The organism is Vulcanisaeta distributa JCM 11217 (genome assembly GCF_001316005.1).
GTDB lineage: Archaea > Thermoproteota > Thermoprotei > Thermoproteales > Thermocladiaceae > Vulcanisaeta > Vulcanisaeta distributa_B.
Window position 1 is genome coordinate 229,725 of record NZ_BBBJ01000002.1, and the last position, 19,860, is coordinate 249,584.

The 19,860-nt window shown below is 45.5% G+C and carries 23 protein-coding genes, 2 tRNA genes and 4 pseudogenes; 13 read left to right on the forward strand and 16 right to left on the reverse strand.

Going from position 1 to position 19,860, the window contains the following annotated elements:
• Nucleotides 1-84: 84 nt before the first annotated feature.
• Complete coding sequence (locus JCM11217_RS03260) at nucleotides 85-849, reverse strand: hypothetical protein (protein ID WP_054842033.1); 765 nt, start codon at nucleotides 847-849, stop codon at nucleotides 85-87.
• A 161-nt stretch (nucleotides 850-1,010) separates the two neighbouring features.
• Here JCM11217_RS03260 and JCM11217_RS03265 point away from each other — a divergent pair, with 161 nt between their 5' ends.
• Complete coding sequence (locus JCM11217_RS03265; protein ID WP_054842034.1) at nucleotides 1,011-1,877, forward strand: class I SAM-dependent methyltransferase; 867 nt, start codon at nucleotides 1,011-1,013, stop codon at nucleotides 1,875-1,877.
• Between the two features lie 56 nt (nucleotides 1,878-1,933).
• Here JCM11217_RS03265 and JCM11217_RS13365 read toward each other — a convergent pair whose 3' ends face one another.
• The 4 genes from JCM11217_RS13365 to speE form a co-directional block, all read right to left on the reverse strand.
• Nucleotides 1,934-2,449 carry an aminotransferase class III-fold pyridoxal phosphate-dependent enzyme gene (locus JCM11217_RS13365; RefSeq protein WP_243678191.1) on the reverse strand — a complete coding sequence of 172 codons (516 nt, stop codon included), beginning with the start codon at nucleotides 2,447-2,449 and terminating at the stop codon, nucleotides 1,934-1,936.
• Between the two features lie 10 nt (nucleotides 2,450-2,459).
• Entirely contained in the window at nucleotides 2,460-2,660 is a 201-nt protein-coding gene (locus JCM11217_RS13370) for an aminotransferase class III-fold pyridoxal phosphate-dependent enzyme (RefSeq protein WP_243678192.1), read from the reverse strand.
• 195 nt (nucleotides 2,661-2,855) lie between these two features.
• Nucleotides 2,856-3,221 (reverse strand): aminotransferase class III-fold pyridoxal phosphate-dependent enzyme, encoded by a 366-nt coding sequence (locus JCM11217_RS13375; RefSeq protein WP_243678193.1) that lies wholly within the window; start codon nucleotides 3,219-3,221, stop codon nucleotides 2,856-2,858.
• Nucleotides 3,222-3,334: 113 nt separating this feature from the next.
• Complete coding sequence (speE, locus tag JCM11217_RS03275) at nucleotides 3,335-4,288, reverse strand: polyamine aminopropyltransferase (RefSeq protein ID WP_243678194.1); 954 nt, start codon at nucleotides 4,286-4,288, stop codon at nucleotides 3,335-3,337.
• A 224-nt stretch (nucleotides 4,289-4,512) separates the two neighbouring features.
• Between speE and JCM11217_RS03280 the strand changes: the two genes are divergently transcribed.
• The 5 genes from JCM11217_RS03280 to JCM11217_RS03295 all read left to right on the forward strand — a co-directional run bounded on the left by JCM11217_RS03280 (nucleotide 4,513) and on the right by JCM11217_RS03295 (nucleotide 6,204).
• Nucleotides 4,513-4,707 carry a hypothetical protein gene (locus JCM11217_RS03280; RefSeq protein WP_054842035.1) on the forward strand — a complete coding sequence of 65 codons (195 nt, stop codon included), beginning with the start codon at nucleotides 4,513-4,515 and terminating at the stop codon, nucleotides 4,705-4,707.
• Nucleotides 4,708-4,714: 7 nt separating this feature from the next.
• On the forward strand, nucleotides 4,715-4,888 hold the full coding sequence (locus JCM11217_RS13380; RefSeq protein WP_243678195.1) for a hypothetical protein: 174 nt from the start codon (nucleotides 4,715-4,717) through the stop codon (nucleotides 4,886-4,888).
• Nucleotides 4,885-5,475 (forward strand): phospholipase D-like domain-containing protein, encoded by a 591-nt coding sequence (locus JCM11217_RS03285; RefSeq protein ID WP_054842036.1) that lies wholly within the window; start codon nucleotides 4,885-4,887, stop codon nucleotides 5,473-5,475. Before JCM11217_RS13380 ends, JCM11217_RS03285 begins: the two co-directional genes overlap by 4 nt.
• A 23-nt stretch (nucleotides 5,476-5,498) precedes the next feature.
• Nucleotides 5,499-5,804 (forward strand): hypothetical protein, encoded by a 306-nt coding sequence (locus JCM11217_RS03290; RefSeq protein ID WP_054842037.1) that lies wholly within the window; start codon nucleotides 5,499-5,501, stop codon nucleotides 5,802-5,804.
• 109 nt (nucleotides 5,805-5,913) lie between these two features.
• Nucleotides 5,914-6,204, forward strand: a complete 291-nt coding sequence (locus JCM11217_RS03295; RefSeq protein WP_054842038.1) for a hypothetical protein — start codon at nucleotides 5,914-5,916, stop codon at nucleotides 6,202-6,204.
• Between the two features lie 86 nt (nucleotides 6,205-6,290).
• On the opposite strand, the gene JCM11217_RS03300 is transcribed toward JCM11217_RS03295, so the two are convergent.
• Both JCM11217_RS03300 and JCM11217_RS03305 read right to left on the reverse strand, forming a co-directional pair.
• Nucleotides 6,291-6,396 (reverse strand) — tRNA-Leu (locus JCM11217_RS03300).
• A gap of 57 nt (nucleotides 6,397-6,453) precedes the next feature.
• Nucleotides 6,454-7,323 carry an amidohydrolase family protein gene (locus tag JCM11217_RS03305; RefSeq protein WP_054842039.1) on the reverse strand — a complete coding sequence of 290 codons (870 nt, stop codon included), beginning with the start codon at nucleotides 7,321-7,323 and terminating at the stop codon, nucleotides 6,454-6,456.
• A gap of 86 nt (nucleotides 7,324-7,409) precedes the next feature.
• Between JCM11217_RS03305 and JCM11217_RS03310 the strand changes: the two genes are divergently transcribed.
• Complete coding sequence (locus JCM11217_RS03310; RefSeq protein WP_054842040.1) at nucleotides 7,410-7,988, forward strand: class II aldolase/adducin family protein; 579 nt, start codon at nucleotides 7,410-7,412, stop codon at nucleotides 7,986-7,988.
• A gap of 4 nt (nucleotides 7,989-7,992) precedes the next feature.
• Here the strand turns inward: JCM11217_RS03310 and JCM11217_RS03315 are convergent, their stop codons facing one another.
• The 4 genes and pseudogenes from JCM11217_RS03315 to JCM11217_RS03330 form a co-directional block, all read right to left on the reverse strand.
• On the reverse strand, nucleotides 7,993-8,688 hold the full coding sequence (locus JCM11217_RS03315; RefSeq protein ID WP_243678196.1) for a CTP-dependent riboflavin kinase: 696 nt from the start codon (nucleotides 8,686-8,688) through the stop codon (nucleotides 7,993-7,995).
• A 189-nt stretch (nucleotides 8,689-8,877) separates the two neighbouring features.
• Nucleotides 8,878-9,177, reverse strand: a complete 300-nt coding sequence (locus JCM11217_RS03320) for a winged helix-turn-helix transcriptional regulator (protein WP_054842042.1) — start codon at nucleotides 9,175-9,177, stop codon at nucleotides 8,878-8,880.
• A gap of 54 nt (nucleotides 9,178-9,231) precedes the next feature.
• Nucleotides 9,232-10,291, reverse strand: a pseudogene (locus JCM11217_RS03325) (hydroxymethylglutaryl-CoA synthase).
• 30 nt (nucleotides 10,292-10,321) lie between these two features.
• Entirely contained in the window at nucleotides 10,322-11,869 is a 1,548-nt protein-coding gene (locus tag JCM11217_RS03330; RefSeq protein WP_243678197.1) for a hypothetical protein, read from the reverse strand.
• A gap of 216 nt (nucleotides 11,870-12,085) precedes the next feature.
• On the opposite strand from JCM11217_RS03330, the pseudogene JCM11217_RS03335 reads away from it, so the two are divergent.
• Nucleotides 12,086-14,347, forward strand: a pseudogene (locus JCM11217_RS03335) (CDC48 family AAA ATPase).
• Here the strand turns inward: JCM11217_RS03335 and JCM11217_RS03340 are convergent.
• Nucleotides 14,330-15,063 (reverse strand): annotated as a pseudogene (locus JCM11217_RS03340) (N-acetyltransferase). The pseudogenes JCM11217_RS03335 and JCM11217_RS03340 overlap by 18 nt on opposite strands.
• Before the next feature lie 129 nt (nucleotides 15,064-15,192).
• Here JCM11217_RS03340 and JCM11217_RS03345 point away from each other — a divergent pair.
• From JCM11217_RS03345 to JCM11217_RS03360, 5 genes are all read left to right on the forward strand, one after another.
• The gene (locus JCM11217_RS03345; RefSeq protein ID WP_243678198.1) at nucleotides 15,193-15,705 is read left to right on the forward strand and encodes a hypothetical protein; all 513 of its coding nucleotides are present in this window, start codon (nucleotides 15,193-15,195) and stop codon (nucleotides 15,703-15,705) included.
• 87 nt (nucleotides 15,706-15,792) lie between these two features.
• A complete protein-coding gene (locus tag JCM11217_RS03350) occupies nucleotides 15,793-16,266 on the forward strand; it encodes a hypothetical protein (RefSeq protein WP_054842044.1) in 474 nt (157 codons plus the stop codon).
• 8 nt (nucleotides 16,267-16,274) lie between these two features.
• Entirely contained in the window at nucleotides 16,275-16,766 is a 492-nt protein-coding gene (locus JCM11217_RS03355) for a hypothetical protein (RefSeq protein WP_243678199.1), read from the forward strand.
• Nucleotides 16,721-16,870 (forward strand): hypothetical protein, encoded by a 150-nt coding sequence (locus tag JCM11217_RS13385; RefSeq protein ID WP_243678200.1) that lies wholly within the window; start codon nucleotides 16,721-16,723, stop codon nucleotides 16,868-16,870. The genes JCM11217_RS03355 and JCM11217_RS13385 overlap by 46 nt, the downstream gene beginning before the upstream one ends.
• Before the next feature lie 41 nt (nucleotides 16,871-16,911).
• A complete protein-coding gene (locus JCM11217_RS03360; protein WP_054842046.1) occupies nucleotides 16,912-17,247 on the forward strand; it encodes a hypothetical protein in 336 nt (111 codons plus the stop codon).
• Nucleotides 17,248-17,286: 39 nt separating this feature from the next.
• Here the strand turns inward: JCM11217_RS03360 and JCM11217_RS03365 are convergent, their stop codons facing one another.
• The 4 genes and pseudogenes from JCM11217_RS03365 to JCM11217_RS03380 form a co-directional block, all read right to left on the reverse strand.
• Nucleotides 17,287-17,604 carry a hypothetical protein gene (locus JCM11217_RS03365; RefSeq protein WP_054842086.1) on the reverse strand — a complete coding sequence of 106 codons (318 nt, stop codon included), beginning with the start codon at nucleotides 17,602-17,604 and terminating at the stop codon, nucleotides 17,287-17,289.
• A 5-nt stretch (nucleotides 17,605-17,609) separates the two neighbouring features.
• A pseudogene (lysS, locus tag JCM11217_RS03370) lies at nucleotides 17,610-19,243 on the reverse strand (lysine--tRNA ligase).
• A gap of 77 nt (nucleotides 19,244-19,320) precedes the next feature.
• Entirely contained in the window at nucleotides 19,321-19,611 is a 291-nt protein-coding gene (locus JCM11217_RS03375) for a MoaD family protein (RefSeq protein ID WP_054842047.1), read from the reverse strand.
• A gap of 84 nt (nucleotides 19,612-19,695) precedes the next feature.
• A tRNA-Glu gene (locus tag JCM11217_RS03380) sits at nucleotides 19,696-19,785 on the reverse strand.
• Between the last annotated feature and the right edge of the window lie 75 nt (nucleotides 19,786-19,860).

Consider the following 19,860-nt stretch of genomic DNA (forward strand, 5'->3'; position numbering starts at 1 on the left):
TGCTAGCATCGATATTGATTAATTAGAGAAGAGTTAATTAGTTAATGTGGAGGTAGGGTATGGAGATTATGCTGTGTAGGTCGTTTAGGCCTCCTCGGGCGTTTCGTACCACCTAACCCTCTCTCCAATGGCTGCTCTCATTCTCCACTTCATGCTCTTTGGCGCCTTATCCATGGCTTCTCTAATCCTATTTAGGTTGCTCACGACCTTGTCCTTGACCTTCCCTGGCAATTCAATGGTGTTTAGGTAATTTAGCGTCCTCTCTATGTTTACCGTGGTTGTCTTATAGAGTCCCCAGTCGTCTGAGGTCAGTTCTATTATCCTGCCTAGGTCTATGGTATTCATGTCATCCTTATCGCCAAGCTCAAACTTATAGAGCATGGCTACTATGTCCTTGAGGTCCTTCTCATTAATCTCCCAGATCTGGAACTTCGTCATTAATAAGTCGCTTGGCGGTAATGTTGGGCTGAACTTGTCAAGCCTATCCTTAAGCTCTATCACGTGGCTCTCCCTAAATATGTCAAGGAAGACGTCAACCCTCGTGTTCATTTGAGTATCGAAGAATTTAAGTCTCTCCGCACCATGAAGCGCATTAAACCTAGCATCAGCCTTTAACCCAAGCCCCCCCTCAAAGATCCTCGTTAGCTTTCCCGAGTCCTTTCTATGCGCGGCTACGTCAATATCCTTGGGCTCACGTGAGAGCATGGGTAATTCTGCGTATATATCGCGTACCAGGTAAACCACAGCCACACCACCGAGTAACCTACACGTTACCTTATTACCATCGCAGGCATTAACAAGCAACAAACCCCCCCTCTTGACCCTCTCCTCAGTAACGCCTTGCGACATCGTAGTCTTACTAAATCGTTGATTTATAAAATTTTTATTTCTGCGAAGCCCTATGTGATGCCACTTTCTCAATTTGCATTTTACAAAACAGCTATAGAAATTATGAGATATATACTATATTTACGCAGTAGAAGACTTTATTAAGCCAGAGGCATCTAGTTATGGATTGGGAGGTTGAGGTGGAGGGTGACGATCAATCATCTAGTTACGAGTCAATCGTAAGCACCGTATACGACGAACTAGCACCCGTTTATGAAAGAGTCTTCCTCAGGCTGTCCCAGTATTATAGGCATGTGTATAATGAGTTGTACGAGGTCTTTAGGGATTACTTTGATGGGGTTAAGATACATAGTAAGGTTCTTGACCTAGGTAGCGGTACTGGTGTTTGGACAATGCTGCTTAGGAAACGTGGATATCACGTGGTCAGCCTAGACATATCCCGTGCATCACTCATTAAGTGTGCCAGGTCAAGGAGGTGCAGTGACCCTGTGCAGGGTGATGCCGTAAAGTTACCGTTTAAGGATGGCTACTTCGACGCGGTCATCGCCTACGGTAGCGTCTTTAATCATATCGTGAAGTCTGAGGATGCGTTTAGGGAGGTTTCGAGGGTTTTAAGTAATGGTGGTTACTTACTTTTCGATGCTGATAACCTAATCTGCCCTGACATGGCCTATGAGGCGCTACTCGGTGGTGTGTCAATGATGGGTTTCCTCAAGGGCTTAATTAGTGGTAGGGGGGGTCATGTTGGTTATTGGTATGGCCATGGCAGTGAGGCAATACCGCTAAGATTCTTCACGATTAAGGAAATACTGAGTATATTGAGGAGTTATGGGTTTGAGGTGGTAAACCTAAGGGGCATTCATGTGGTATCCAACGTAATTCCATCCAGGATACACCAGTGGAGTTATGGTGGAATTACGAAGTTAGCATCAGTACTGTACTCACTTGATGATATCTTAGGTAGGCATGTGCCGTTTAAGTACATGGCGACCACATTCCTCATCATCAGCAGGAAATTGGGTTCATAACGAACATCAGCCTTGGTATTGTTCGTCTAATTTCTTGATTGCTTGGTCTATCTTCTCTATCCCCCCTCATCAATCTGTTCCCTAGTTATTATCAGGGGCGGCGCGATTATGAACCAGGACGGACCATTAAACACATAAACACCCATGTTGAGTAACTCGGCAGCCACCTTATCAACCGGCGTGGCCACGCCCCTGTACTTATCCTCATACGTGCCAAAGGGCGTCTTCCTGCTATCCTTAATGAACTCAATAGCCCAGAATAAGCCGACACCCCCCCTAACATCGCCAATGCTCTTGTGTCTCTCCTTCAACTCCTCAAGCCTCTTAGCCAAGTACTCGCCCATGGTCCTAACATGACTAAGCAGGTCAAGTCTCTTGTACTCCTCAATAACCGCGGGTATCGCCGCCAAAGAAACTGGATGAGCCTCAAAGGTGTGTCCATGCGCGAAGAACTCATCCTCGAAGTAATCAGCGATCTTCTTACTCACAGCCGTTATTCCGATGGGTACATACGAAGCCGACGCACCCTTAGCTGTTGTCAGCATGTCTGGCTTAACACCCCATAGGTTCACGGCCCACCAATCACCGACACGGCCCCCACCCAGTCATAACCTCATCGGCAATGAACAATACATCATTCTCCTCCGCGATCCTCTTAAGCGTTGGTAAATACTCCTTAGGTGGCACAACAACACCGTTAGTCCCAGTTATTGGCTCAACAAGTATCGCAGCAACATTCTTCTCATTCTTAATAACATAATCAACATAATTGGCACATGCCAAACCACACTCAGTACTTAAGACCGAGCGGGCACCTGTAGCAGTATGGCTCGGGTACCCTAACAACACCATGCATTGTGTGCGGCTCAATGAACCAGCGCCTGTAGTCACCTGTCATTGATATTGAGGCGAGTGTTGATCCATGATATGACCTGTACCTAACGATTACCTTGTAGGCGGGCTTCTTATAGAGCCTTGCTATCTTAACAGCGGCCTCATTAGCTCGGTACCCGACGTTGAGAAGAAGAACTTCGTCAAACCCTCAGGCATTATCTCAAGTAACGCCCTGGCAGCCCTAGCCCTCGCCTCAGTCGCGAAGGCTGGCGATATGTACTGCAGAGTCTCCAATTGCCTCTTAATCGCATTAATCACGCTCTCATTACCATAGCCAAGATTAACATTAACGAGCTGGGACGAGAAGTCCAGGTACCTCCTACCCTGGGAATCATAGAAATAAACACCCTCAGCCCTAACAACATTCAGCGGCTCCCAACCCCCCCTTTGCCTACGCCAGGTACCGAATAAGTGCTCACGAACAGTCCTACTAACGTCCTCACCACTCATACTTATTAGTAATAACTATGAAACATATTAATAAATTTTATTAGAGTATTTTTAGAAACTTATCAAGTAATTACGTAATGATTTAAAGAATTTAATAAATCACGATATGGCGATCACGCTGGTAGGAATGTTGGGTTTTTATCGGTTGCGGGCTTTATCGACTCATCATTTAATACGGCCCTTATATGCTTCGGCAATATGAACATCGCCCTATGCATATCGCCCTCATAGAACTTAAGTTCACCACCTACCCTCTCCCTAATCCTATTGTTAACCTCATCCGGCGTCAGTGTTGTTGGGTCGTACTTTTTAGACCCAATCACGAAACCCCACGTACTGTCGTACGAATGCATGTATACCTGGTAAGCCCTGGCTATTGGGAATACCGAGGCTACCGTCCTATAGATCGTGGCAAACGTCCTGAGTGAGTATGAGGTTGATGTTGCTTGTGTCACCATTATGCCATCATCACTCAGCCTATCCTTAACAATGCTGTAGAACTCGATTGTGTATAGTAAGTATGATGGACCACCCTCAAGTGGGTCTGTAAGGTCCAGTATTATCACGTCGTACCTATCCCTCGACTCCTCAAGGAACTTCCTACCATCCTGAAGTACAAGCTTAAACCTCGGATCATTAAATGCGCCCTGGCTCATCTCAGGGAGGTACTCCTTAACGAGCTTAATCACCTCATCATCAATGTCAACCATGATCACCTCCTCAACACTCCTATGCCTAAGCACCTCCCTAGCAGTAGCACCCTCACCACCACCAAGAATGAGAACCCTCCTCGGGTTTGGATGCGTAATCATTGCAGGGTGAACGAGCGATTCGTGATAAACGAACTCGTCATACAACGAACTCTGTATCTTACCATCAAGCACCAACGCCTTACCCAAATCCTCAAACTCAACAATGGCAACCCTCTGATACTTAGTAACACCGCTATACAAAACCCTCCTAATACCCCCCCTAACATGGTAACTAAATGGCGTATTAAACTCAATAAACCACGTACCCTCCTTACTCATTTTCTCAAGGCTCATCATGTGAATTATAACGCTCAACTTTTAAGCATTTTTAACACCCATCCTCTAACGCCGCAAAGTCCGTGTCATTGAGTGTAATGAATTCCTGGAGCTTATTCTTAATGTTTTTAGATCTTTCCATGTTAATTGCCTGCCCCTACCAATGCCTATTAATAATTTTATTCTTTGGAAAATTGATCCTTGTCTTGATAGCGCATTGTCGATGCGCATTACTTAAAATTAGGTTTTGTTTATCTGTCTTGATGAGGCGTTGGGTGGCTGTTTTGGTTGCTTTGGTTGTTCTCGTGGTTGGTGTGGTTTTGAATCTGAGGTATTTACCGCCTTACTACGTATTGCCTAGGTTTGTTAGGTACTTCGTGGATGCAGCTCTAATTGGTACTGTGATGTACGCATTCGCTAGGGTTGAGGAGGACAAAAGCAAAGGCATATGGCAGTGATTAGGGCATGGCGTATAGAGTCCATGAGACCTTAAATAAGCGTGTTTATATCGGTGATGAGGTTTCAAAGGTCTTTAATGCTCTATTTGATGCCCGTGAGGCTCGGGTCGTTAGTCCATGGATTAAGGGTCAATACGCAGAGAAGTTGATGAGACTCGTTAGGAGGGTAGAGCTTACGTGATAACTAGTGAGGATCCGAGTGAGAATGACTTCTATAACCTGGCAATGAGTGAGTTGGGGGGGAGGATTGTTGAGGAGAGTAAAAGCGCTATTGTTATTACTAAGGAACCAAGTGGCAGTAATTGGGCGCTTGCGCTCACCCTCTCACTATTTTCAGCATTCATAGGCATAGCATTAATGGCTGCTGGAGGGGGGGTTGAATCGCTAAGGGGGGGATTGGGTATATTCCTACTCATCATGGGTATTATTGGGATTGGCATATCACTAAGTAGGCGTGGAGGTGGTAAGGCCATTGATTGGACTAGGTTTGTTAGGGTATCACCACCGCAGGGTGAACCTGGTTTCATACACGTTAAGCTATACATAATTGATTATGACGCATTCATAGGTTCAGCAAACCTAACGCCATCAGCCGTTAACAGGAATATTGAGGTCTTAGTCAAGATACCGCATGACTTAGCAACGGACATATTCCAAAAACTATGGGAAAGGGCAAAACCAATAAGGAAGCCAGAAATATCACAATACATAGCACAACCTAAACAATCAACAAACGAAGTAGGAGCAAACAGTATAAAGAGGAACTGAAACAAAACCACAGGTGCATCGCCGTGAACCTTGTTAAGCTCCTCTCGCGTGTTTGGGTTGGTTTTGTTCTCTTTGGTTTGCTCATTCCGCTTGTTGATGCGTTGGCTGCGGTATTCATATTCGTGATGGGTGTAGTCGAAGTCATCGGTATTGCCCTTGGCCCATTCGGCGCATTCTTCGGCGTATTCATCGGCATCGCCCTTGGCGCCTACGCCGCTTACAGGGTCTTTAAATGGATTGATGGTAAGATGAGGGCGGTAGCGTTAACAAGCTCAGGAAGTTGGGAATCAACATCGATGCTAAGGGGGGGCGGGCATCTTCGGCCATAGGTACTACACACTGCTCCTGCCCACGCCCGAGGTTGAGGAGGAATTCAAGAGGAGATTTGATGAGTTAAGCACGAGGTACAAGGCTGCAGTAACCGCGGGCTTCTACTACGTGGCTTTGACCACACTCGTGGTCATAGCCTTTTACCTAGGTAATGTGTTCTTCACGGCGATATCCATCGACTTCCTCACACAAAGCAATGTGGCAATCCCGGCAATGCAGTGGCTCGCTGGACTCTCAATATGGCTATTCCTCCTAGGTCTCGCAAGCGGCTACGCATACGTCAGTGAGGAACAAAAGACAGTGGTACTGAGGAGACCGGAGACAACGGCTGAGGAAGCAAAGAAAACAATGAAAAACATAACCCAGGGACTGCTTGATCTGCTGTTCTACCCACCGTAAAAATGCTTTGCTTATTCTTACCAAACTTAAAGGCCCACGATAAACAAAAACTGCAAATAGAAATCTGACTTTAAAACCGTAATGCGTGGTGCGGGGGGGTGGGATTCGAACCCACGCAGGCCTTCGCCAGCGGATGTCTTACTTATAGCCTTAAGTCCGCCCCCCCCTTTGACCAGGCTCGGGCACCCCCCCCGCAGGTAACTAATTCCTACGGGATTTTTAAATCTTAAATCACATTACTACGCATATCTATCTGTTTCTTGATAATGGCTTGAGTATCTTCCTTGGGTTATCATCAACTATCTTCTTTATTGCCTCTCTTGGGATTGGTATGCTTAGGAACTCCTGAAGATTCGCCTTTATGTCGTGAACTCCAGGTCCTGGGTAGTCACTCCCATATATTGATTTACTGCTTATCTCTGCAAGTCTTGGTATGTAATCGAGGACTCTCCTTGGTGGTATGCTTGATAAGTCGGCGATTATGTTTGGCCTTATCCTGATTAATTGAAACGCTGTGGCAACCCAATTTGGTCTACCCACGTGTGACATTATTATTGTTAGCCTTGGGAAGTCCACCGCAACATCATCAACAAATATTGGATCTCCATACTTATTCCTAGCCCTCGAGAAGGCACTCGTACCTGTATGAATGTACACGGGCAATCCATGGTCCTCGGCAAACTGATAGACAAGCTCAAGCTGTCTCAATCCACCCTCCTCAGGCCTATAGGCGTTTGGTTTAAGCCACATGTGAGGTGGATGAACCTTAATCGCACTGATGCCAGCCTCATACTGCTTCTCAAGCCAGTACCTGGTTTCTTCAATAGACAACTCATTAGCCTCCACACCGCCTATTACGGCGAATCTATCCGCATAATCCTTAACAGCATTAATCACCTTTATTGCGTAATCCTCCTTCGCAATACCCAATTTCCTGGTCGGATATGCCATAATGCCCACATAATCTATATTCGCGTCATCAAGGATCCTCACGACATCCCCAACACTCATCAATAAGGTCTCACGCGGCGCACCCCACTCCCTTAATGCGAAGTTCATTAGTTCCTCGGTTATCGTCTCCCTAAATACTATGTGGGTGTGCGCGTCGATATAGCCCATCAATTACATGCCACCCATGCCAATACTTATACGTTTTTGTGATATATAGGGTATGTTTTTTATGCCTATAGCACACCGCACCTTGTATGAATGAGGCATCCCTGAGAAGGGTAATTGTTGAAATATTTAGGCTGGCGTACGCGAGGAAGCTCGTGGATCTACTTGGCGGTAATGCAAGTGCCAGGTTGGGCAGTGATGAGGTGTTAATAACGCCAACTTCAATGCCTAAGATACTCATAAAGCCGCAGAGCATTGTTAAGATTAGGCTTGATGGTACCGTAGTGTCCGGAGGCAATCCCAGTAGTGAGTGGAGGATGCACGTGGGCATTTACAGGGTTAGGGATGATGTGAAGTTCGTACTTCATACACATCCACCCAATATATTGGCATTGACTAAGGCAGGCCTTAAGATTGACCTATCCCTTAGCGAGGCGATTTCGTACGTTGGTGAGATAGCCGAGGTTCCCTACCTAAAGCCAGGTAGTGCTGAGCTTGCCGATGCGGTTAGTAGGGCGATATCTAGGAGGGGGGGTGTTACCGCCGTGATTCTGAGGAACCATGGATTGGTTACGGTGGGTTCAACGCCGTATGAGGCACTTAACAGGGCTGAGGTCCTTGAAAACCTGGCATACATAACACTACTTTCGAATTGCTTTGCTAAGTAATTATTCACAGTGTTACCAACACCTCAATCTCATCGCCATCCTTAAGGCCAAGCTTATCCCTTAATTTATAAGGCGATATAACCTCTATGGTGTCAGGCCCGTGGTGAGTCCTCTCGATTAGTAGGACAGCGCCAGGCAATCCCTGAATCATTGCCCTGAAGCACTTAACGCCACCGTAAGTCCTAACACCATTACTAAAGCCCTCTATGTAAATACCTGGCAATGCGTCTAAGTAAAGCCTATACTTAACGTATTCAGGCTTCAACCTAATATTGAGTGTCCCAGGGTATGGTTTAAACCCAAGCTTCTCAACGAACTGCTTAACATAGCCATCAAGGCTCATGTAGAAGCCACCCTCACCAAGCCCGGAGACCACATTACCAACAAGCCTAATCACCAGCCTCTCATCAAGGTAATGCCTAATTGTGTCAATTACGAATTGAAGTGCCTCAGAAGCCCTCTGCGTGAACTTAATCGCCAATTGACCACTGACGGCGGACTTAATTATCAACCCCCCCTCCTCAGCAAGCCTATTTATTATTTTAAATACGTTCTGCGGTGTTGTGCCTATGTCGTTGGCGAGCCTCGTTAGGTTTATCGTGACATAATCCTTATCGTTAATGCCGTACTTAACAAGGAGTATTAGGTATGGTATTCTTCGAAGGAGCTTATAATCAATTCCCAATGAAGCGCGGCTCACGGTACTTCCCATACGCTTCGTATTGGCGTAAAGAACCTATTTATTAACGCTTCCTTCTAAACATGATGAGGTGAATCCTTGAAAACGAAGATTATGAACACTAATCAGTGTGAGACAGTTTCGTCATTTTTACGGATTCTGCCCGCCTCATCACCTAGCAACCCCCCCTATTTTAAGAAGTTAAAAAGCCTAAGTCTCCTCCGTTGATTCCCCCCCGCCCTCCATGACCTCCTCCCTAACCTCCTGCTCAAGCGTCTTAAGGGCTTCCTGGGCATTATCCGCAGCCTTCCAATAGGCCACCTTACCCCCCCTCTTAATCTCCCTGATTAACCCATCCCTCTGAAGAAGCTTTAACGCGTAAAAGACTTGGCTGTGGCTTAGGTTTGTCTTCTTTACAATCTCGTTCGTCGGTAACTCACCCTCCTTAATTAATAACTCAAGTATTTCCTTCTTCCTCTCCACAATTCGAACAGTCTGTTTGCGAGGCATTGCGATGATTTTTATCTGATTGCTTTTAAAGATTAAGATGCCGACAAATCGATATTACTGAATTACCTTAATTAAATTCCTAAACCTCAGGTAAAGCGCGTAGTCTATGTATGTCTTATTCTCAAGGTAGTAACTAACGGTCCTAGCCCTACCCACCTTCTCAGGTAGTAAATCCGTGGTAACCAAGCTGAAGGCGTTTGAACCAGCGCCACTGCCGAAGGAGACCATGAGTATTCTAGATCCTGGCTTGGCATTCTCAAGTATGTTTGCAAGCCCTATTAACACCGCGCCGTTGTAGGTATTGCCGATCCTATCAACCACGATACCAAGCTTAACCTTCTCAAGGGGTATACCGAGCATTTGAGCAACCCTCACTGGGAACCTAGCATTTGGCTGGTGGAATACCGCGTAGTCGAAGTCGCTTGGTTTGAGTCCCGTAGCCTCCATGAGCGCCTTCGCAGCATTCACAATGTGCCTAAAGTACGCTGGCTCACCCGTGAATGACTCACCATGAACCGCGTATGGTATGCCATCCCTACGCCAGAAGTCCGGTGTGTCTGAGTTATATGCGTAAATGTGCTCTATTTCAGCCACAACGCCGTCAGACCCTATGATGTAGGCCGCCGCACCGCCAGACACCGTATAGTCAAGGTGATCCCCTGGCTCTCCATGGCTATGGTCAACGCCAACCGCGAGTCCATACTTAATTAAGCCACTCTTAACAAGGCCTGTCGCATTAACTATGGCGTCCGAGCCAGCTTTACATGCGAACTCCATGTCAACAGCAAACGACTGCTTCCTCATTCCAAGAGCCTCAATTAGTATTGAAGCTATTGGCTTAACCGCATAGGGCTTCGACTCAGTACCAACAAATACCGAACCCAACTCCCCCCCAGGATCAATACCCGCCCTCCTCAACGCATTTCTCGAGGCCTCCACCGCCATTGTAACCGCATCCTCATCAGGACCACCAACGCTCCTCTCCTCAACCCAATAAAGGTCCTTAATCCTAAGCGGATCATCACCCCCCCCATACCCTAGCGATCTCCTTTGTGCTTATTCTGAACCTTGGTATGTAGACGCCCCCCCAGCCGACAATGCCTACCTTGCCCACAGACTGTATTGCTTTATTTCCTTTTAAAATTTAAGGTTCGCAGTCAATTTCTTTTGATGATGATAACTTCATTAATGCACGTATTATCTTCGCTCTTGTCTTCTCATTCTTAGTCTTCTTAAGTTTACTGCAAAGTACCCTATGTATTGCATTTCGTAATTCATCATTCCTAATTATGGCCTTGAATGGTATACTCACAATCGTGTATCCCTTCTTCTGCCTTATGGAGACTTTTTCGTATGCATTCCTTAACTTCTCATAAATCCTTAATGCCCTGATGGAATTCTTCGTTGAAAGTACGAGTCTTAGGTTATTATAGTCTATCGTGAATCTCTCGCCATATATTTCAACCTGTGACTCACCTCGGATATACTTAAACTCCACATTAGAGATCTTCTTTATACCCAACCACTTATCGCTTTCTAATGCGTCCAGGACCTCTCCTAGAATAGGTGGTACAGCATTTAATATGGCCCTTGCTAATTTAACAGCATGGCTGTCGTAAAACGATATATTTGCAACGTTGTTCTTGCTATTTAGATTATATTTAACATTTAATGATTTACTTAATTTCTCAAGTATTGCCTTCCACTCCTCTAACTTTTCTTCTAGCTTTGCTGCGTTTACCGTAATCTCTATCCTCGCCCTTAACCTGTTTCTCCTCAGATACGCATTTGCATAGCCGTCACCCAATATGCTTGTTAATAAAAAGATCAATAACGTCTTTTCATCAAGGCCTTTAGCGATCTTAAGTGCATTTTCTTTATATGATGTGTGGTTGTTAGCCGTGAGGGACCACGTTATTGTTACGTCTTCAACGTTTACATTAATTGATTTTATATTTATGTATACATCTCCTGGATAAAGAAGTGCCCAAAATACCGCTTGCCATAGGCGTGTTGTCCTCATCCTGGGTTTATCCTTATTTTCTCCCTCATCTGTATTAGCAAGACCCAGCTTTGCTGCAAGGAGTATTTTAGTGAGTTCTTCGTATTTACTCCTATTTTTCATAAACTCCTTGAAGACGTCTGGTATCCTTATTGTTATGCCTGGAAAGTCATTAAGTATTTGGACTATAACATCCCTATTCCTAATAATTTCTAAGGTGATGCGGCTTCCACGTACCGTGATTGTTAATGAGCTCTCCGTCCTCCTAACAATTACTTCAGCCCTGCCGTTTATTAAATCTTCGATGACCCTTCTTAATTCATTAGATACTCTATTCCTAATCCAATAATCATCATATTGATATAAGTACTTTAACATCTCATTAAGAATATCATCAATCACCTTAGCCACCTTATCGTTTATTGTCTTAATTTTATCCCTACTATTGAATATTTTGATTTTCTCCTTATCTAACCACCATGGTACCCATACTCGCCAACGTAATAAACGGTAAAGAACTTCAATAAGTATTATAATAACCTCATTAATCGTCTTTAGATCATCGATCTCCCCCCCACCGCACTTATACTTAGAATCATCCCTTTCACCCCCCCAGCACAATCTGTTTTTCCTAATTAAATCCTCATCAATTTTAATACATGCAATTTCTAGATCCTGAGCAATACACATCGGTAATTTAATTTTTAAATGATTAATAAGGTCCTCAGGATGATTGTTAATGAACACGAAATATTTTGTGAGATTAGTATGTGCTGTGCAATAATTTAAGTTAAGTATGTGAAATTGAACTTATTAGTAAACGCATGGCATTGGACCAGTGAGTTGGAATGATGAAGATAATTATATAAGCTGAGTTGGGGGGGGTTTAAGCAATGAGGATTAGTCATGGGTTCTAATAATGAGGTTAGTCTTAGGGTTGCGGAGGCGAGGACTAGGGATGTTGGTAGGTTAATTGTTAGGATACCGCAACGTTACATGAGGGTGCTTGGTATCGAGCCTGGGGAGTACGTAGAGATCGTTGGTAATAAGCGTAGTGCCTATGCCCAGGTATGGCCCGCCTACACTGACGATGAGGATAAGGACTACATAAGGATGGATGGTGTCTTAAGGCAGAATGCCGGTGTCAGTATTGGTGACGTTGTTAAGGTCAGGAGGGCCAATCTAAGGTCTGCGCAGAGGGTCACGATAGCGCCTGTTGGTGAGTACATTAGGGTTGACCCTGATTATCTCAAAAGGGCTTACTTATTGGGTAAGCCCGTTTGGAAAGGTTCAATCATTGAGATACCGTACTACACAGGCTCAATCAGGTTCATGGTCACGAGCGTAACCCCCCCAGGGCCTGCCGCATACGTTGGTATAGACACGGAGGTTCAGGTTAGGGAGGAGCCTGTTAGGGAGATGGAGTTAACAATGCCGAGGGTTACCTGGAGGATATTGGTGACCTTGAGGAGGCTAAGAGGAAGATTAGGGAATTGATAGAACTACCATTGAGACATCCCGAGATATTTAAGCACCTTGGTATTGAGCCTCCCAAGGGCGTTCTTCTAATTGGTCCGCCTGGCACCGGCAAGACACTCTTGCAAAGGCCGTAGCCTCAGAGGCCAATGCCTACTTCATATCGATTAATGGCCCTGAAATAATGAGTAAGTATTATGGTGAGTCTGAGGCTAAGTTGAGGGAGATTTTTGAGGAGGCTAAGAAGAATGCTCCCGCCATTATCTTTATTGATGAGATTGATGCGATAGCGCCGAAGAGGGAGGAGGTAACCGGAGAAGTGGAGAAACGCGTTGTTGCCCAACTCCTAACATTAATGGATGGTCTTCAGGAGAGGGGCCAAGTAATCGTAATCGGAGCAACAAACAGACCAGAAGCCGTAGACCCAGCACTAAGAAGACCAGGAAGATTCGACAGAGAGATATACATAAGTATGCCCGATAAGAATGCGAGGAAGGAGATACTCCAGGTACACACTAGGAATGTGCCGCTGTGTACTGAGGATGATGTTAAGGAGAAGATATGTGATCCAGGCGATATTGTGAACATCGATGAAATTGCGGAGATGACGCATGGCTATACGGGGGGGCTGACCTGGCGGCGTTGGTTAAGGAGGCTGCAATGATAAGGCTTAGGGAGGCTATAGACGTTACTAAGGAGATTGACCTTGATCAACCACAGATACCGCCTGAGCAGTTGGCCAGGATTAAGATTAGGATGAGGGACTTCCTGGAGGCCATGAAGTACATACAGCCAACGGTTCTTAGGGAAGTCATTGTTGAGGTCCCCCCCGAGGTTCATTGGGATGATATTGGTGGTTATGAGAACGTGAAGCAAGAACTTAAGGAGATGGTTGAGTGGCCGCTTAAGTACCCAAGGTACTTTGAGGAGTTAGGTGTTGAGCCTCCTAAGGGTATTTTGTTGTTTGGTCCTCCTGGTACTGGTAAGACGCTTTTGGCTAAGGCTGTGGCTACTGAGTCGAATGCTAATTTCATTGCTGTTCGTGGGCCTGAGATACTGAGTAAGTGGTTTGGAGAAAGCGAGAGGGCCATCAGAGAAATATTCAAGAAAGCCAGAATGGCAGCACCATGCGTAATATTCTTCGACGAAATAGACGCAATAGCACCAGCAAGGGGCTTGAGGGTTGATAGTGGGGCCACTGATAGGATTGTTAATCAATTATTAGCTGAAATGGATGGAATCGCGCCGTTGAAGAATGTCGTGGTTATTGCAGCGACGAATAGGGCCGACATAATAGACCCAGCGCTTCTTAGGCCCGGCAGGTTTGATAGAATTGTTTATGTGCCACCACCGGATGAGAACGCGAGGTTTGAGATACTTAAGGTTCACATTAGGGGGGGCTTGAAGCTTGCTGATGATGTTAAGGATGGGGGGGATTATAAGTACCTCAGGGACCTGGCTAGGAGGACTGAGGGCTACACGGGCGCTGATTTGGCGGCGCTTGTTAGGGAGGCGGCAATGCTGGCTTTGAGGGAGACCATTAGGAGTAATACTAACCAGGTTAAGCCTGTCGGCATCGAGCATTTTGAGGAGGCGCTGAAGGTCGTCCCACCATCATTGTCCAAGCAGGATATTGCCAGGTTTGAGGAGATGGCTAGGAATCTCAGGAGAACGTTAAGGGGGGGCCTCTGACCTTTCATACTCAATCCTCTTCCTAATAAAAATATCAACAGTGTAGATAGGCCTGGCAGGCACGCCGGCAACGACCTCCCCCCCTGGCGGCACGTCCTTAGTCACGACAGAGCCCGCCGCAACCACGGAGTTCTCCCCCCCAATCTCAATACCCGCTATCAAGGTTGCGTTAGCGCCAATTACGGCATTCCTCCTAATCTTAACACCATCAAGTCTCTTACTCGGTGGGTACTTATCGTTAGTTATCACGACGTTAGGCCCTAGGAACACATTATCCTCTATGACCGTGCCCCCTCGGTATGTAGACCATGCTCTGTATACTAACGTTACTGCCGATCACCGTGTCCCCCATCAATAATAACCCCCCCAGACCCAATCCTAGTATTCGCGCCAACCCTCGTGTTTTCCCTAATCAACGCGTTATGCCCCCCCGTCTCAACACCATCGCCGATCTCCACATTCTCATAGATAATGACATTACTCCTAATAATGCAGTTCCTACCAATTATGGCACCACTACTGACCTCATCCATTAAATGCTCAATAACGGAATCCTTATCCCTCACGCCCAGGAGTTTTGACCTGATTGGGTGGCCTATAATGACGAAGGGCTCAACTATAGTACCCTCGTTAATTATTGATGGACCGAGCACTACGACATCCCCCCCACCCACGTTTCTACTTAGTATTTTTGCCCTTGGGGATATGTATGTCATTGATTGATAGTCACAAGATAAATATTTAAGTAATTACTAATTGATATTATTCGCAATGGGTTATTACCCAGCGCCACCCCCCCACCCCCCCCACGTGAGGACCCAATAGCCAGGATTCTCAGGGAGTTAATGAACTTAAATAGTAAGGTTGATCAAATGTCCAGGAACCTGGCGGACCTAAGTACTAGGGTTGAGAACCTGGAGAGTAGGGTTAATGATATTGAGAAGTCCCTATCCAGCCTAATAAAGGCCCAGGAATTAATCAGTGGAATAACTCCGCAGAGCATGGCTGAGTTGGCTGGCATGCTGTCTAATACGTTGAGGGAGTTGACGAGGATTGAGGCTTCGCTAATTGCATATAGGGATTCAATATCGTCATTGCAGGGTAAGATTGAGAATGCGGTGGATTTGTTGGCAAAGACCGCGATGGATTTGAGGGAGTATAGAACCCTTGATGTTAACCAGGTTGTTGAGATCACGAATCAATTATCCAACGTTGCGACGCGGCTTAATGAACTTCAGAAATTAATTGAGGAGCAAGGCATTAGGTTGATCTCTGAGTATAGAAAAAGTTCTGAGACGATTGAGGGGCTTAAGTCAGTTATTTTGGATGTCCTGGGTAAGGGCGCTGGCAAGTCTTAGTTTTATGTTGTTTTTCATCACGTTCAATTTCATTTAGAATAATAAAAGCAAAATATATTAGTTCCCCCCCTGTTTAAAATACGTACCGTGTTCAGGTCTAAGGAGGCATCAGAGCTTTACCAGAGGATTAACGAGATAAGCAATTTACTTCAGGCGTTACAACAGAATGTACAAGCACTAATTAATAACGCCAATCAAATGCAGAAGAATCTTCAGGCTATTTCAGCCGGAATTGAGAGGAATGACAAGACACTACAGGATGCGATTAAGGTCATAAACTCATCAACCACAGACATAGCCAGCAGGGTTGCCCAAATGAACACCATCGTTAATCAATTCAACGACACTAGTAAGAAGCTCATGGATTCCTTGTTCGATGCACTTGAGAAAATAAACAACCTCCTAGACAGGCTCCAGGGATTATCAAGCAACATGCAGCAGAGCCTCGTAAGTGCCACCACAACCCTTGAATCAATTAATAATAATGTTAAGGACTTAAACACTAAAATTGAGAGCGGAGTTGATAAGGCATCAGCCTTGTCTCAGAGGTATCTAAGTTGAGTAATTTATTGGCGGAGTTGAACAAGGTGTATAACGAAGTCCTTAATAGGGAGAAGGACCTGGAGAATAAACTACTCGATATAAGTAGGAGGGAGAGCGACGTTTCGGTTAGGGAGAAAAGCCTTGAGGAGCTTAGGCAAAGACTGGAAAGCGATAGGAAGGCAATTGAGGAGGAGAAAGCTAAGTTGGCTGAGATGAGTAACGTGATGGCGTCCCTTATGGCTCTCTCTAATCAGTTAACAACGAGACTTAGCGACCTCGATAATAAAGAGAAGGCCTTGGCTGAGAGGGAGAAGGCACTTAATGAGAGGGAGGCTAAGCTTAGGGATTGGGAGGTTGAGTTAAAGTCCCGTGAGCAGAGGCTTGAGATGGAGGCTGTGAGGATCGATGCGAGAATGCAAGGCTTAGGGAATTGGAGAAGAAGGAACAGGAGGTTAAGGAAAGGCTTGATCAGTTGGCTCAGAGGGAGGCTGAACTTAAGGAGCTTGAGAAGAAGTTGAATGAGAGACAGGAAGCGTTGAATAAGCTTGAGGCTGAACTTAAGGATAAGGAGAGTAGGCTTAATTCCCTGGAGAACCTGCTTAAGGAGAGGAGGATACGCTGAAGAAGCTTGATGAAGAGATTAATAAGAGGAGGAGGGAACTCATGGATAAGCTTGAGCCATTAATAACGAAGCTTGTTGAGGAGGAGAAGAGACTCACGGATTGGGAGAAGAGACTTCTTGATAAGGAGAGGGAGTTGATGAATTACCAGAGGGCCTTAATAATTAGGGAGAACACGCTGGTTGAGTTGAGGGAGAAGCTTGATAGGGAGAGGGAGGAGTTGGAGAGCAAGATGAAGGAGATTAATAAGATTGAGAGTGAGTGCCAGGACATACGTAAGAAGTACGAGCAACTACTTAAGGAGAGGGAGGAGTTAATGAAGATTATTGAGAGTAAGGATAAGGAGCTTAATCAATTGAGGGCGCTGATCAAGAAGTAATCGAGTTGAAAATAAGTAGTTATACAAATTTTATTTTATTTAAATAACCACGATGAGTACGTACGCGAAAATCAGGATTATGTTAATAATATTCAGACCCAGCGAGAAAAACGCTAGAATTCTCTTCAACTTTCCAATTATTAACTCCCTATCCGTATATGCGGTATTCACGTCATACCACGTCTGCTTAATTGATAGAAATGACACAAAGAAGCTAATTAATGCGAGTATAAGTACGGTGATTTCCAGGGCAAAGTTACCCCCCCTACTGGGTAAGTACGTACCTGCCAGCGACGATAATAGAACCGTGTAAACAATCACTGCAAGGACGATGGCCGCCACTAATAGCCTGGACATGATCATCACCTTAACGCATCCCTTAACCTATTAATTACGAAGTCTCTACCAAGCATTGCGAGGTAGGGCGCTATCCTTGGGCCACTTGGCTTACCGAAGAATACTAAGTATGTAGCCTCAAAGAACGCCTTCTCAATGCTTTTATTCTCCCTGGGAACCCTCTTCATCGCCTCCTTGATGTTGTCCTCATTCCAAACATCGACCCTCTCAAGCTCCTGAAGCAGTAATCCCAATTTGTTCCTTTGGATATCCGTTAATGACGCCCTTATTGATTCAGGCAACTCCTCAAGAACCCTAATCCTGTATGTCTCAGGTGCGTACTTACTGACCCAGTTACGGGCCCTAATCAACCTAGACTTAATCCTCTCACGGGATAGGTCATCCAAATCCTTAGTTAGTATTTTCGTCTCTTTCAATCTCTTAATGACCCTCTCCATAAGCTCGTCCTCACTTAACGACTGCGGCAATGTCTGTATCAGAGCAACTGCATGTAGGTACGGCAGCTGAAACGGCATCTCCTTAGGCAGTGGTCTCCTCAACTGTGCATACTCATAGGACTTAATAATTAGGTCAAGGTAATCCTTTTCCTTAGGGCTTGGCTTATCAACACCGTAGTAAAGACGCTCAGCCCTGTCATAAATATCCACGTATTGATAAACCGAATCAAGACTAAAGGTAAGTCTCTTTGTCGGTTCATGGAATATGTATATGTACCTAAGAACCTCGGGCTCCGCAACCTCAACCCACTCCCTCGGCGTAAAGCCTATGAAGTCACTACTACCCATGTCACCCACGTCCTTACCATTAACCACATAACCAACCCACTCATACCAGGTACCCAATGGCGGGTTAATGCCATAGACCGTCTTTGCAATCTCAACCGCAGAGTCCCTGGAACCACCTGGCATTGCGTGGTCCTTTCCATAAGGCTCGAAGTCAACCTGCAACGTGTACCAAACACCAACCCACTCAACCCTCCACGGAAGCTTACCATCAGTCAACTTAGCCCTACCAACATGCCCACAGTACGTACACCTATACTCAACCTCATACTTATCAAGGTCTAGTTTCGTGACCTCCGCAGTGCCGATCCTACCACAGTTCTCGCAAATTGGCTCGAAGGGTATCCAATCCTTCGGATACGGATTCCTACCCCCCCTATACTTATTAATGACCTCAATCAACCTCTCCCTATTCCTCATAGTCATTACTATGAACTCCCTCATCCTAGGATGCTCCCTATACATTTCGCCGGTCGTTATAACCTTAACATTCTTCGCGAAGTAATCAAGGTAATCACCAAAGTCCCTCCAGTAATGATCAACCCAGGACTTATGACAACCCTTGGGATCCGGGACACGCTCGAGAGGCCACTCAACATACTTCCTACCAATCTCGGGATTCAAAAACTGCTCAAGCTGCTTATCCTTACCCTTCCAGGATCCACCGTGTACAGGGTCAAGACCTGTCTAACCCTTAATCCCGCATCCCTTAATTTCTCGGCAATGACACTATTCAGTATTATCTCACCCCCCCTAAGCCTACCAATGTGTTGAAGTCCAGAAACGCTAAGACCGCCATTAAGTACGCACTCATCCTTACCCTCACTACGGCACCTCTCAAGAACTTGGTTCGCTATCCTATCAACCCAATGGTATAACTCATTACTGTGAGAAGAACCAGCTACTAATTTATAAGTTATCCCAAGCCAACAGCTTAGCCACCCTCCGCAGGCGGTAGAAACACTACCTCATCATTATCATTAAGCTTCGTAGCAAGCCCATTAAGCCACTCAATGGCCTTACCATTAACCAGGACCACGTACTCACCCCCCCTAAGTCTGCCGTCACCATCAAGCACGGCTTCGGCAAACTTAGGATTAAACGTATGAGAAATGAGATCAATGAGATCACGCACTGAAAGGCCGTTTGGGGGGGTCTCAAGTTCAATTCTAAATGCACCAATCAACTCATAAAGATCACCAAAAAACTTAACCCTAACCCTCACAAATCCAGGGAGACTATGAGCAGCATAAAAATTTAACTCAGTCTATAGTTTGGTAATGATATTTAATAAATTGAAAATTGGTGCCCCCCCGGCCGGGATTTGAACCCGGGTCACGGGCTGTCTCCGCTTAAGCTCGAAAGGCCCACATACTTGACCGGGCTATACTACCGGGGGGGCTCGTTAATCATTAAATACGTCGGTTTTTAAGCCTTTATGCTGTCATTTCCCATTGGGTTAATTAATTTAAGT

Bases quoted from the DNA above. Each gene is read 5' to 3' on its own strand.
- JCM11217_RS03260 (WP_054842033.1), bottom strand. From the start codon at position 849: ATGTCGCAAGGCGTTACTGAGGAGAGGGTCAAGAGGGGGGGTTTGTTG.
- JCM11217_RS03265 (WP_054842034.1), top strand. From the start codon at position 1,011: ATGGATTGGGAGGTTGAGGTGGAGGGTGACGATCAATCATCTAGTTAC.
- JCM11217_RS13375 (WP_243678193.1), bottom strand. From the start codon at position 3,221: ATGAGTGGTGAGGACGTTAGTAGGACTGTTCGTGAGCACTTATTCGGT.
- JCM11217_RS03280 (WP_054842035.1), top strand. From the start codon at position 4,513: ATGAGGCGTTGGGTGGCTGTTTTGGTTGCTTTGGTTGTTCTCGTGGTT.
- JCM11217_RS13380 (WP_243678195.1), top strand. From the start codon at position 4,715: ATGGCGTATAGAGTCCATGAGACCTTAAATAAGCGTGTTTATATCGGT.
- JCM11217_RS03305 (WP_054842039.1), bottom strand. From the start codon at position 7,323: ATGGGCTATATCGACGCGCACACCCACATAGTATTTAGGGAGACGATA.
- JCM11217_RS03310 (WP_054842040.1), top strand. From the start codon at position 7,410: ATGAATGAGGCATCCCTGAGAAGGGTAATTGTTGAAATATTTAGGCTG.
- JCM11217_RS03320 (WP_054842042.1), bottom strand. From the start codon at position 9,177: ATGCCTCGCAAACAGACTGTTCGAATTGTGGAGAGGAAGAAGGAAATA.
- JCM11217_RS03330 (WP_243678197.1), bottom strand. From the start codon at position 11,869: ATGTGTATTGCTCAGGATCTAGAAATTGCATGTATTAAAATTGATGAG.
- JCM11217_RS03345 (WP_243678198.1), top strand. From the start codon at position 15,193: ATGAACTTAAATAGTAAGGTTGATCAAATGTCCAGGAACCTGGCGGAC.
- JCM11217_RS03360 (WP_054842046.1), top strand. From the start codon at position 16,912: ATGGATAAGCTTGAGCCATTAATAACGAAGCTTGTTGAGGAGGAGAAG.
- JCM11217_RS03365 (WP_054842086.1), bottom strand. From the start codon at position 17,604: ATGTCCAGGCTATTAGTGGCGGCCATCGTCCTTGCAGTGATTGTTTAC.